The sequence below is a fragment of the Mesorhizobium sp. M0052 genome, from assembly GCF_040323255.1.
Taxonomy (GTDB): Bacteria; Pseudomonadota; Alphaproteobacteria; order Rhizobiales; family Rhizobiaceae; genus Mesorhizobium.
In genome coordinates this window covers 45,453-58,052 of the sequence record NZ_JAMYUS010000027.1, presented here as the reverse complement: position 1 = coordinate 58,052, position 12,600 = coordinate 45,453, and the positions used below count along the sequence as shown (strand labels likewise).

The window sequence follows — 12,600 nt, the reverse complement described above, 5'->3', positions numbered from 1 at the left end:
ATCGCGCATCGCAGCCGGCCGCGGCGCATGATCTTCTTCACTTCCGATACGCATTTCAACGATCCGCGCATTCTGCGCCTCGACCGGCGTCCCTTCGCCTCGTTGGTCGAGCATGACCAGGCGCTGGTTGCGTTTTGGAACGAAACGGTTGGCCCGAACGACGAGGTCTGGCACCTCGGCGATTTCGCCAAGGGTCCAGCCGAGACCGTCTCTTCACTGCTGTCGTCTCTTAACGGGTCCAAGCACCTGATTATTGGCAACAATGACAGCGCCGCCACCATTGGCGACCCGGCCTGGGCGAGCGTGCACCACTACATGGAGCTTCTTGTCGAGGGCCGCTTGCTGGTTCTGTGTCACTATCCTTTTCGCACCTGGAACCAGATCGGCAAGAGATCGGTAAACCTGCACGGTCATTCGCACGGTCGTCTGAAGCCGATGACGCGCCAGCATGATGTCGGCGTCGACGCATGGGGGTTTCGTCCGGTAACCTTTGCTGCCATTCAGGCCAGTCGCCAGCGGGGTTAGCCCGGCAGAACGCCGGGCGAGCGAAGGTCTCAGCTTTGCGGGATTCGAGCCGACGAGAGGCCGTCTGTAATGCTGCCGGGCCTGCCACAACGCGACAATCCTGGTTGGGCGACTTCAAATAGGAGAACTGCTTCATATATGCGGTTTTCGCGGTACGCGGACCGCGCCACACCATCAGCTTGAGTTTGGCGAAGTCTTACGGAAGCCCCACCGGCCGTCGCAGCGCGAGATCGAACGCATCGCCTGAGCTCAGCACGTGAACCCTCAGATCATGAATCGAAAGGGCGGCGTCAGGCTCACCTTCCGCGATGTTGGAATGGGTCACGCCGGCTGCATCGACCAGATAGACAGCGCCGCTGCCAATGACCTTGAACATCTCGCCCTTCACCACGATCGCGGTGTCTTCATCAATGCCGATGCCGAGGACGCGCGGGTTCTGCGACACCGCCCCGATGAGCCGCCCAATGCGGCCACGTTCCGCAAAGTGCTGGTCGATAATGACGTTCGGCAGCAGGCCCAGTCCCGGCGCCATGCGAATGTGGCCGATCCGAAAGGACGCTGCGTTCGGCCCCTTCACCATCATTGTGTCGCTCATGACCGACGCGCCCGCGGAGGTGCCGGCAATGACGCCTCCGGCTTCATAGATTTCGTGCACCCGCTCGTCGATGGGCGTGTCGCCGATCTGGCTGGTGATGCGGAGCTGGTCGCCGCCGGAGAAGAACACCGCGCTCACGTCTGCAAGCGCACTTATTTTCTTTTCATGAGCTGCCTCGAGGCGGTCGTTGACGTAGAGCTCGATGACATCCTTGATGCCCAGCTCACCGAAGGACCTCTGATACTTCTCGAGATAGCCATCCGGCTCATGAGACGCGATGGTGGCAAGCACCAGGCGGCCATTCGGAACCAGGCTCGCTACCTCCTTCAAGATGACACGATCGCCATCATGGTCCTCGTGGCCGCCGATGATGACGAGCGTTCCGGCTTTACCGTTCGAGGATCGCTTTTTCTTCTTGTCGGTCATTTGCCCACGTCTTTCTTGCGCAGGAAAACGTGCGGGTGGTTGTCCTCGCTGGTCATGAAAGCGACTGCGAACTCCCTGCTGTTATGCGCCCATCCAGACACGCCGGTCGCGGTAAGCACGATGGCTCCGGCTTCGCCGCCGATCGCCTCGACTTCCTTGAGCGCGGGATTCAGCACCTGCTCCAGGCCGCCTTCAGCCTGTCCCGAGGACAATGCCTGCCGCGCCGAGAGTGCCTGCATGACACGGGCCGCGAGAGCCTTTCGCGCGATATGCTCACCGTCTCCCGAGAAGGCGACGGCTCCCAACCGGTTGTCGGCATAGTAGCCGCAGCCGGGTTGCGGAGAATCCCCCACACGACCCGGAGCACTGCCGTCCAGTCCGCCGGTCGAAGTGCCGACGGCGATGTCCCCGTATTGATCCAGGGCAACCACACCGATCGTATCCTTCGCCTCCGACTTGCTGGAGGCGTCGCGCTGCTGCGGCGTGATCAAATCCGCCGGATCGCAAAGCTCCAGCTGCTTGTCGGCGGCGAAACGCCGGGCCCCCTCCGACGCCAGCAGGATCGGCTCCTCATGCAGCATGGCCTTCGCGACACTGATTGGATGGCGCACGCCCTTGATCACTGCGACGGCACCCACATTGAAGTCCCTGCCCTCCATCAGGCCAGCGCACATCTCGACCTCGCCGTCCGAATTGAGGGCACTTCCATATCCCGCATTGAATGTCGGGTCGGCCTCGAGGACGCGACTGGCAGCTTCCACGGCATCGACCGCCGTTCCGCCGCCGGCCAGGACGGCCCGACCTGCCTCGAGCGCCTCGATGCATCCGTTGCGATGCGCCTCCTCCTCTTGCGGATCGATCTCCTTGGCGCCGCCGTGCAGGATCAGCGACCACATCAGCCAGCCCTCAGATGGCGAATATGGGTCTGATCGGGCCCTCCCCTCGAAGGCGTCGCGCCTCCGAAGCCGGTTACCTGCCGCCACACGGCTTCAACGTCGTCGACGGTCAGCACGACAAGGTCGTTTTCCCGTGCAAGCCTGAGACACACGTCGACGGCCTCCTTCTCGGGACAGACGGCGTGAATGCGGCCTGGGGCGCAGCCGGCGTTCAAGGCACCTTCCCGCAGCAAGCCGGCGATCGCTCCGGGGGCTCGGCCGCGCAGCTCCTGCTCATCCTCCTTGAAGACGATGACGTCGAATATCCGCGAAGCGATCGCGCCCATCTCGCGTATATCACAATCGCGGCGGTCACCGGGTATGGCGACCAAGCCGATCGTGCGCTGATAGCCGCGCCTCATGTGGGAAACGAGCTTTCCGAGCGCCTTCAGCCCTTCCGGATTGTGCGCATAGTCGACGATCGTGCGGAAACCATGCCCGTCGAAGACGTTGAGGCGACCGGGAGATTGCTCGAACGAGGTGCCAAACTCGGCCAGCGCCGCCCGGATCGTTGCCGCCGGAACATCGTGGCAATGCGCCATGGCGACGGCTGCCAGGCTGTTGGCAACGTTGAATTCGGCCGAACCCTCGAAGGTCGCGGGAATTTCGTCGACGCTCATCAGGAACATCGACTCCCCATCCTCGTGGATGAAAATGTCCCAGCCGTCGCTGCTGGGCTCCCGCGTCACGGCGCGGCCGCCTTCCGCCAGGTGGTTGCGCAAGAAACCGGGCCACTCGCTCCTGCTCGCCAGCGAGAAGTAGCAGATCCTGCCGCCGGCATCTCGCGACATTGCGGACGTGTGGACGTCGTCGGCATTAAGAATGCTCCATCCGCCGCGGCGGACGGACTCGACCACGACCGATTTCACCTCCGCCAGGTCCTCGATCGTGTCGATGCCCCTCAGCCCGAGATGGTCGCCGTGGACGTTCAGAACCGCGCCAACATCGCATGCATCGAAGGCAAGCCCTTCGCGCAGGATGCCGCCGCGCGCACATTCCAGCACCGCGACATCGACACCCGGCTCGCGCAGCACGATCCTGGCGCTCTGCGGGCCTGAGCAATCGCCTGTCATGATCCGCTCGCCGTTCAAGTAGACGCCGGTGGTCGAGGTGAGCCCGACGGTTGCCCCATTCGCCTGCAGGATGTGCGCCAGCATCCGGGCAGTGGTCGACTTGCCGTTGGTGCCCGTGATCGCGAAGATCGGAATCCGGCCGTCCTTGCCGCCTTTGAAGAGAAGATCGAGCACGGGCCGTGCGACGTTGCGGGCGCGCCCCGACGAGGGTTCGAGATGCATGCGGAAACCAGGACCGGCATTCACCTCTATGATGCCGCCGCCGGTTTCGCTCACCGGCCGTGAGATGTCGGGACAGACGAAGTCGATCCCGGCAATGTCGAGGCCGACGATCTGTGCCGCCCGCCTGGCGATCAGCGCGTTTTCGGGATGGATTTCTTCCGTTCGGTCAATCGCGGTCCCACCGGTGGAGAGATTGGCGGTGGGCCGCAAGAGCACCATTTGACCCGGCGCTGGAACGCTCGCCAGGGTGAGCTGCGATTTTGACAGGAAATGCTCGACACATTCGTCGATCTCGATGCGGGTCAATACCGAGGAATGGCCCTCTCCCCTTCGCGGGTCGCGGTTCGTCTCCTCGACGAGCTCGGCGACAGAACTCCGGCCATCGCCGACCACATGGGCCGGAACCCTCTCGGCAAGCGCCACGACCTTTCCACCGATCACCAGGATCCTGTGGTCCGAGCCGACGAAATGCTGCTCGACGATAACGCTGCGGCTGTGTTCTCGCGCCTGTTCGAAGCCCCAGCGGACCTCGTCTTCTGTTGCCAGACCGATGTTGACGCCGCTTCCATGATTGCCATCGAGTGGTTTGGTGACCACGGGGTAGCCCAGCCGTGCGGCTGCCGCGACCGCGTCCTGCGCCGATCGCACCAGTTCCCCGCGTGGCACCGGTAGCCCGGCCTGTTGCAGCAGGAATTTGGTCAGGTCCTTGTCCGAGGCGATCTCGGTCGCAATCTCGGAAGTGAGGTCGCTGCAACTGGCGCGGATGCGCTTCTGATGCTTTCCGTGACCAAACAGCACGAGGCTGCTGTCGTCAATCCGCGCCGCGGGTATGCCTCGCCTCTCGGCCTCGCGCACCAAGGAAGCAGTCGTAGGCCCCAAGGCACGCTCGGCGGCCAGACGCTTGAGCTGCTGCAGCCTGGCTGCGAACTCGAATGGCCCCTGCGTTTCCGCAATGTCGCCGAGCCCCTCGACACCATGCAGATTGGCCGGCAGCAGGCTGTCCACCAGTTCGAGCGCGACGCGTCCGGCGAGCAGCCCGACAAGCTCATCCTTGTAGGCGAACATGACGTTATAAGTGCCGGGACTGCCTTTGACCGACCGTGTCTTTCCTCGTGTCACCCGGTGACCGAGCATGCTCTGCAGTTCCAGGGCGACATGCTCGACGACGTGGCCGAGCCAGGTTCCTTCCTGCATGCGGCGGACGAAGCCGCCGGCGGCGCCATAGCTACAGCCATGGCCCGCAAGGCCGGGCAACAGTCGGACGATTTGTTCGGAAAACCCAGGCAGTTTGTCTGTCGGGAACGCCTCAAGTGCTCCGAGGTCGATCCGAATCTGGACCATTGGCGTCATGCTATAGAGGTGCGGCCCGCGAAACACGCGGGCGTCCACGACGCGGATAGGGCGAAAACGCGAGGCGCCCCGATGAATTTCTTTGTCCGACATAGTCCGTTTCTCCTGACTAACTCCGCAACATCCGGAGGATCGGTTAGTTCCCGGCCTTTCAGCCCAAATATTTTTGCAGGAGAGAGAAACAAAAGTGGCCGTTAACATATGTTGGCCCAAGAACACCCTCTGGTCATCTCGGCCACGTACGGTCGCTGTTCTGAGGGCTACTTATCTCTCGGGACGAGGCGGGCCAGGCATTCGCTCCTCTTCACAAGCATTCGCCGGACACGCCGCGGCCGTTGAGCTAGTGCCCGGCTTTAACTCATGGCGACCCATTGTGCGGGTCCAGCACCGAAGGCATTAATCTTCAGCACGCCTTCGGCACCCGGGAACATTTCCAGACGCGTCAGGTTTGGAACCATCCTCGCACCGGAACTACAGCCATGCAGAGTCGAAAATCGGTGAAGGCCGCGCTTGTCAAGGAGATCGACGCGGTTCGCCTTCGTATCTCGCTGCTTGAAAGCGAGTTATGCAGAGATGGCAGACCCAGGCAAATTGGATGGCGTTCAGGATACGAACTGAACGCCCACAAAGCCCGCCTTGCTCGACTGGAGACCGTGCTTGCCCACTATCCGTCGGCACCGACGGCCCGGGCATCGAAACAGCAACAGCTTGAGTTGCGCGCAAGGCAACCAAGTAATTTTGGGGAAACGCCATGGCTGACAGACCCTCAATCAGAACTCCGCTAGCTCGAGTGCGGGGCCTTGGATCGGCGAAACACGGAACCGAAACGTTCATGCTGGAGCGGCTGACATCTGCTGCCCTGTTGATCCTTGTCATTTACATCGTCGCGGTCGTTATAATGCTGGTCGGTGAGCCTCGAGACGCCGTCATCAGCGTCGTAGGATCGATCTATGTCGCGCCAGCCCTTATTGGCTTCATTCTCGTAAGCTGCGTTCACATGCGGCTTGGAATGCAATCGATCATCGAAGATTACTGCCATGCCACCGTGCTCAAATCGCTTCTTCTGATCGCCAATTGGTTATTCTGCTGGGCAGTCGCGCTCGCAAGCTTGTTCGCTGTGCTGTTAATCAGCTTCAGATAGCGATCCGGTTCTCAGCTGCAGCCAGCGTCTGCCACCGGCAGGCTGAAGTTCGCCTCAGCGGCGAACCGGGCTGGCTTGCGCAAAGGAGTTCGACAACCCGGCCTCATCTGATTTGCGGCAGCCTGTCCCATTGATGGAAAGGGGGTGGAGAGGTCAGCTCCCACTCCAATGTGGTAGCTCCTGGCCCCCATGGGTTCATGCCGGCGGCTCTTTGCCGGTAGAAAGCTTCCAAGATGCCGAAGAGGAAAATCACGACACTCGCGGCCGACAGGTACGATCCATACGAGGACACCATGTTCCAGCCGGCGAATGCGTCGGGATAGTCGACATAGCGACGCGGCATGCCAGCCAATCCAAGGAAGTGATGGGGGAAGAAGACGAGGTTCACGCCGACGAAGGTCGTCCAGAAATGGACCCCAGCCAGAAGCGGGTTGTAGAGATATCCCGTCATTTTCGGAAACCAGTAATACCAGCCCGCGAAGATGCCGAAGATCGCTCCCAGTGAAAGTATGTAGTGGAAATGCGCGACGACGAAGTATGTGTCGTGCAGTTCACGGTCGAGGCCGGCATTTGCGAGTTGAACGCCCGTCACCCCGCCCACGGTGAACAGGAATATGAAGCCGAGGGCCCAGAGCATCGGCGTCCGCAGGCTGACCGAACCGCCCCACATGGTTGCAATCCAGGAGAACACTTTTATCCCGGTCGGCACTGCGATCACCATCGTGGCGAAGGTGAAGTAGCGCTGCGTGTCGAGGCCTATCCCGCTGGTGTACATATGGTGGGCCCAGACGACGAAGCCGATCACCCCGATCGCCACGATTGCGTAGACCATCCCGAGATACCCGAAGATCGGCTTTCGCGAGAAGGTCGAGATCACCTGGCTGACGATGCCGAACGCCGGCAGGATCATGATGTAGACTTCCGGGTGGCCGAAGAACCAGAAGAGATGCTGGTACAGCAGCGGGTCGCCTCCGCCGTCCGGCGCGAAGAACGTGGTTCCGAAATTGCGATCGGTCAGGAGCATGGTGATGGCGCCGGCCAGCACCGGCAGAGCCAGCAGCAGCAGGAAGGCGGTGATGAGGATCGACCACACAAACAGGGGCATCTTGTGCAGGGTCATCCCCGGCGCGCGCATGTTGAAGATGGTGGTGATGAAGTTGATGGCTCCCAGGATCGAGGAGGCGCCCGCAATGTGCAGAGACAGTATGACCAGATCCACGGCGGGACCGGGATGGCCGGAGGTCGACAGCGGCGGGTACAGGAACCAGCCGGTCCCAGGGCCATAGCCGCCGGGGACGCTGGGCATGAAGATCGACAATAAAAGCAACATCAATGCCGGCGGCAGCAGCCAGAACGAGATGTTGTTCATGCGCGGGAAGGCCATGTCGGGGGCGCCGATCATGATCGGAACCATCCAGTTGGCGAAGCCGCCGATCAGGGCGGGCATCACAGTGTAGAAGATCATGATCAGCGCGTGGGCCGTGGTGAAGACGTTGTAAAGCTGCTTGCCGGCGTCGATCGCCGCGTCGCCCTGGTAACCGTAGATCATCGACGCCAGTCCGGGGAAAAACTGGATCCCGGGTTGCTGCAGCTCGATTCGCATGCTCACCGACAAGAGCATGCCGATCACCCCCGCGATGAAAGCGAAGACCAGATAGAGTGTGCCGATGTCCTTGTGGTTGGTCGAAAACAGCCATCGGGTGATGCCGCTCGGCTGGTGGCTGTCGAGACCGTCCGGATCTGCCGCCGTATATTCGTTCATGACCTTCTCCGCTTGAGCCGTCCGTCGCCAGCATCGAACCGTGCTGGAACTTGATTGTTCCCTCCACCGAACCGACAGCCAGGAACATTCCACGGAAGCCGCTGTTAGGTTCCGCGCGGCCGACCCTGCGCGGCTGAGGATCGACGTCCATGCTGGCGATAATTGCTGCGACCCTGGTTCTGACGACGGTGGTTGGTGGGCTGATAGCCGCCTTCTGGCTCGAGGCGCGTCATGGTCTCCATGACCCCACGCCGCCGGACATGTCGGTGCCCAGGCAACTGAACGCCCCGGCCTGGAGCCGGTGGTCCTGACATGGACGCGATCACCGCGACACTCGACCCGAGAACGCGAGCCGGCTGGCTGCTGCTCGGCTTCGCGCTCGGCGGTTTCTTCGACGGCATCGTCCTGCATCAGATCCTGCAATGGCATCATCTTCTCTCGGGCGTCGCCGATCCGGTGGGTTCCGACCTGCGCTTCCAGATCATGGCCGACGGCCTCTTCCATCTTTTCATGTATGTGCTCGCCGTCGCCGGCACGGTGCTGCTGGTGGCCGCGAGGGCGGCCGGCGCGCGGCCCGGGACCACCACGGAGATCCTGCGGCTCGCCTTCGCCGGGTTCGGCGTCTGGCATGTCGTCGATGCCGTCGTGTTTCACTGGCTGCTGGGTCTGCACCGGATCAAGATGAACAGCGACTTGCCGCTCGCCTGGGATATTGCGTGGCTGGTCATCTTCGGCATCGTGCCGCTTGTGTTGGTGCTGGTGCTGCCCAACCGCGGCGGACCGGCACGCGGTGCTTCGGCAGCGCTGACCAGCATCGTCCTGCTTGCGGGACTGGCAGCCGGCGCCGGCCCGTTCTTCAACGGCGCCGCCAATTCCATCATCGTCTTTCGGGCCGGGATGGAACCGGCGGCGATGATGCGGGCCGTTGAAGTCGCCGACGCCCATCTCAAATGGGTCGACGCCAGCGGCACCATCTGGGCGGTCGACCGCGTCTCATGGCGCGGGTTGGTAGCCCTTCACGCGCGCGGCGCCCTTGTGGTCAGCACGACGCCTGTCATTGCCGGATGCCTTGCCTGGACCGATGCCGCCGGAGTGAGCAGTAGCTCCAGCCAGCAGCGAGGCACTCCTGCCAGGCTATGACTTCCGGACAGGGATAGGGGAGTATCAAGCATGCAATTCGCCACCGAGAGCAGCCACGGCCGGAGCCTGACACCGCGCATCGTCGTGGTCGGCGGAGGCTTTGCCGGTCTGGAGGTTGCCAAGGCGCTCGGCAAGGCGGAAATCGGGGTGACGATCATCGACCGCCACAATCACCACCTGTTCCAGCCCTTGCTCTATCAGGTTGCAACCGCCGCCTTGTCGGCGCCTGATATCGCCGAGCCCATCCGCAAGATCCTGGGCCGCTATCCCTCGGTTCAGGTCCTCTTCGGCGATGTCACCGAGATCGGCACCGAGGCCAGGATACTGGTGCTGGCCGATGGGACCACGGTCCCCTACGACATCCTGGTCTTGGCCACCGGTTCGCAGCCATTCTATTTTGGCCAGGAGAGCTGGGCTCGGGTTTGTCCCGGCTTGAAGACCATCGAGGACGCGCGCACGATCCGGTCACGGCTGCTGCTATCGTTCGAGCACGCGGAACGGACTACCGATCCAGTCGAGCAATCCCGGCTGATGACGATCGCCATTATCGGCGGCGGCCCGACCGGTGTCGAACTGGCGGGCTCGATCGCCGAACTCAGCCGGCACACACTGGCGCGCGACTTCCGCAACATCCGGCCCGAGAAGACAAGGATCATACTTGTAGAAGCCGGCGAGCGTCTGCTCGCCGGATTCGCCCCGGAGCTTTCCAGATATGCGCGTCTGCGCCTTGAAAGCCTGGGCGTCGAGGTCGCGCTCGGCAACCGGGTCGAGGCGATCGAAGCGCATCAGATCACCGTCGGCGGCCAGGTCATCCCGGTCGCCTTGACGCTCTGGGCCGCCGGGGTGGCGGCTTCTCCGCTGGCCGCCCAGCTTGGTGTCGGGCTCGACCGCGGCGGTCGGGTGAAGGTCGAATCCGACCTGCAGGTCGTCGGCCATCCCGATGTCTTCGCGCTTGGCGACGTCGCACTGGTCGTCGATGGGAACGGCCAGCCATTGCCGGGTCTTGCCCAGGTCGCCAAGCAGCAGGGCGAGCACCTCGGCAAGGCACTGGCACGCCGGATAGATGCTGGCGACACGCTGCCCGCTTTTGTCTTCAGCAATCGAGGCAACACGGCCATCGTCGGCCGCCACGCTGCCGTGTTCGAATCGGGCAGGCTGAAACTGAAAGGCTGGTTCGCCTGGTCTGCCTGGGCGCTCATCCATGTCTACCTGCTCGTCGGTTTTCAGCACCGCGTTCAGGTCTCGATCCAGTGGCTCTGGCGCTACCTGACCTACGAGCGTGGCGCCCGGCTCATCGCCGAGGAACGAGTCGAACCGGGTTCAACATCGTCGCCGGGAGCGGTCCCGAGAGAGCCGCTGCCACCCAAGGCAGACCCTGCCCCGGCATTGCCCGCCCGCACTGACTAGATTGCCGGGTGCTCAGTTCGGAGACAGTGGCGATGCGGGGGTCAGCTCTGGATTCCGCCACGGCCCGGCGTCCCACGGCAGCCCGAACCTCGATAATCGAGGCGGGTGGTTCCCAGCTTGTATCCCGTGCCGGCCTGATGGATCCGGATGGCACCAACGACGTTGCGTCCCTATATGAACAAATGAACACAGGCTCCTCGAAACGGGATCTGTTGAACCCCTCCTCTTCAGAGACAGCTCGTCATGACGTCACCTGCGACTGCTGAACAAACCCCGGTCATTCAGATGGGGCTTCCTGCCCTGAGCAACAGCTATGCGCAACTGCCGGAGCGCTTCTTCGCGCAAACACATCCGAAGCCGGTATCCGAACCGCGGCTGATCCGGTTCAACCGGCCCCTCGCCGAGGAACTCGGGCTCGATGCCGACCTGCTTACCAGCCCGGATGGAGTGGCGATGCTGGCCGGCAACAAATTTCCGGAAGGCTTGCAGGCAATCGCCCTGGCTTATGCGGGCCACCAGTTCGGAAGCTTCGTGCCTCAGCTCGGCGACGGGCGCGCTCTGCTGCTTGGCGAAGTGGTGGACGTCAACGGCATTCGCCGTGACATCCAGCTGAAGGGATCCGGACCAACGCGGTTCTCGCGCAACGGCGACGGCCGCGCCGCACTCGGCCCTGTCCTGCGCGAATATGTCGTCAGCGAAGCGATGGCGGCGCTCGGCATTCCGACGACGCGAAGCCTTGCGGCGGTGCTCACCGGCGACCCGGTCTATCGCGAGGTCCGGCTGCCCGGCGCCGTCCTGACACGGGTGGCGGCAAGCCATATCAGGATCGGCACGTTCCAATATTTCGCCGCGCGCCACGACACCGAGGCGCTCAAGATACTGGCCGACTATGCCATTCAGCGTCACTTCCCACAGCTGGCGGGGGAAGCACGGCCGTACCGGGCTTTGCTGGAGGCCGTTGTCGCCGCACAGGCGGACCTGGTGGCGCGCTGGATGCTGGTCGGCTTCATCCATGGCGTCATGAACACCGACAACATGTCGATCTCGGGCGAGACGATCGACTATGGCCCATGCGCCTTCATGGACGCTTACGACCCCAGCGCGGTGTTCAGTTCGATAGACCGCGCCGGTCGCTATGCCTATGCCAACCAGCCTCGTGTCGCCACATGGAACCTTGCGCGCTTTGCCGAGACCCTGCTGCCGCTCATGAGCACGGACGAGAATGAAGCAGTGTCTGAAGCGGAAGAGGTGCTGAGGTCGTTCCAGGCCTCCTATGAGGCTGTGTTGCAGCGCGGCTTCCGCACAAAACTCGGACTGCTGACCGAAGCGGAAGGCGACTTGCAGCTCGCTGCCGACTTTCTGGACGTGCTGGCTCACGGCGAAGCGGACTTTACGCTCGGCTTTCGGCGCCTGGGCGATGACCTCGACGCTGCGGACGGCCAAGGCACGGCGCGGCAGTTGTTTAAGGATCCAGGCTCATTCGATGCCTGGTCGGCGCGGTGGCGCCAGCGCATTGCAAGCGAAGCAGCCGACACGGCCACGCGCCGTTCTGCCATGCAATCGGTCAATCCCAAATTCATCCCCCGCAATCATCGCATCGAGGCGATGATCCAGGCGGCGTTGGGCGGCGACTTCAGACCGTTCGAGGAGATCCTGGCGGTCGTCAGCCGTCCCTTCGATGAGCAGCCGGGAATGGAACGCTTTGCTGAGCCGCCACGCCCGGATGAGCGCGTCCTGCAGACATTCTGCGGTACATGAGACATTCGTGATGGTCGCTTAACATGTGCAAATGCGGAAGACCCATTTGCAAGCTATCATCACGGGCACTCTCGTAAGGGCTGAGCTATGACGATCATAGAATTGGCATTCGAATTGCTGGCACGGAAGCTCGTAGACCGTACCGGAATATCAGACGAAGATGCTCGAGACCTTGTCGCAGCCATGGGAGCTGACTGGTCATCGCTCGTGCGAGCAGCGAGGGCGATCAAAGAGACTTAGGTCTTTTGACGTCGTTTTAGCTGCCA

General features: G+C 62.5%; 9 protein-coding genes. 5 read left to right on the top strand and 4 right to left on the bottom strand.

Going from position 1 to position 12,600, the window contains the following annotated elements; all coding sequences use genetic code 11:
* The first annotated feature begins 27 nt into the window (after positions 1-27).
* A complete protein-coding gene (locus NKJ77_RS28000; RefSeq protein ID WP_023832107.1) occupies positions 28-525 on the top strand; it encodes a hydrolase in 498 nt (165 codons plus the stop codon).
* 196 nt (positions 526-721) lie between these two features.
* On the opposite strand, the gene NKJ77_RS27995 is transcribed toward NKJ77_RS28000, so the two are convergent.
* The 3 genes from NKJ77_RS27995 to cphA are packed head-to-tail and all read right to left on the bottom strand — an operon-like array spanning position 722 to position 5,219.
* Positions 722-1,546 carry a cyanophycinase gene (locus NKJ77_RS27995; protein WP_023710470.1) on the bottom strand — a complete coding sequence of 275 codons (825 nt, stop codon included), beginning with the start codon at positions 1,544-1,546 and terminating at the stop codon, positions 722-724.
* Positions 1,543-2,442, bottom strand: coding sequence for an isoaspartyl peptidase/L-asparaginase family protein (locus tag NKJ77_RS27990; protein ID WP_023832106.1), 900 nt, complete (start codon positions 2,440-2,442; stop codon positions 1,543-1,545). The genes NKJ77_RS27995 and NKJ77_RS27990 overlap by 4 nt, the downstream gene beginning before the upstream one ends.
* Entirely contained in the window at positions 2,442-5,219 is a 2,778-nt protein-coding gene (cphA, locus tag NKJ77_RS27985; RefSeq protein ID WP_050589928.1) for a cyanophycin synthetase, read from the bottom strand. Before cphA ends, NKJ77_RS27990 begins: the two co-directional genes overlap by 1 nt.
* Before the next feature lie 658 nt (positions 5,220-5,877).
* Here cphA and sdhD point away from each other — a divergent pair.
* Positions 5,878-6,267, top strand: a complete 390-nt coding sequence (sdhD, locus tag NKJ77_RS27980; RefSeq protein WP_031195657.1) for a succinate dehydrogenase, hydrophobic membrane anchor protein — start codon at positions 5,878-5,880, stop codon at positions 6,265-6,267.
* A gap of 103 nt (positions 6,268-6,370) precedes the next feature.
* On the opposite strand, the gene ctaD is transcribed toward sdhD, so the two are convergent.
* Positions 6,371-8,029, bottom strand: coding sequence for a cytochrome c oxidase subunit I (gene ctaD / locus NKJ77_RS27975; RefSeq protein ID WP_352536079.1), 1,659 nt, complete (start codon positions 8,027-8,029; stop codon positions 6,371-6,373).
* Positions 8,030-8,341: 312 nt separating this feature from the next.
* Here ctaD and NKJ77_RS27970 point away from each other — a divergent pair, with 312 nt between their 5' ends.
* From NKJ77_RS27970 to NKJ77_RS27960, 3 genes are all read left to right on the top strand, one after another.
* On the top strand, positions 8,342-9,169 hold the full coding sequence (locus NKJ77_RS27970; RefSeq protein ID WP_286487402.1) for a DUF2243 domain-containing protein: 828 nt from the start codon (positions 8,342-8,344) through the stop codon (positions 9,167-9,169).
* A gap of 30 nt (positions 9,170-9,199) precedes the next feature.
* On the top strand, positions 9,200-10,576 hold the full coding sequence (locus tag NKJ77_RS27965; RefSeq protein ID WP_023832099.1) for an NAD(P)/FAD-dependent oxidoreductase: 1,377 nt from the start codon (positions 9,200-9,202) through the stop codon (positions 10,574-10,576).
* A gap of 285 nt (positions 10,577-10,861) precedes the next feature.
* A complete protein-coding gene (locus NKJ77_RS27960; RefSeq protein ID WP_023832098.1) occupies positions 10,862-12,334 on the top strand; it encodes a protein adenylyltransferase SelO in 1,473 nt (490 codons plus the stop codon).
* Positions 12,335-12,600: the final 266 nt, after the last annotated feature.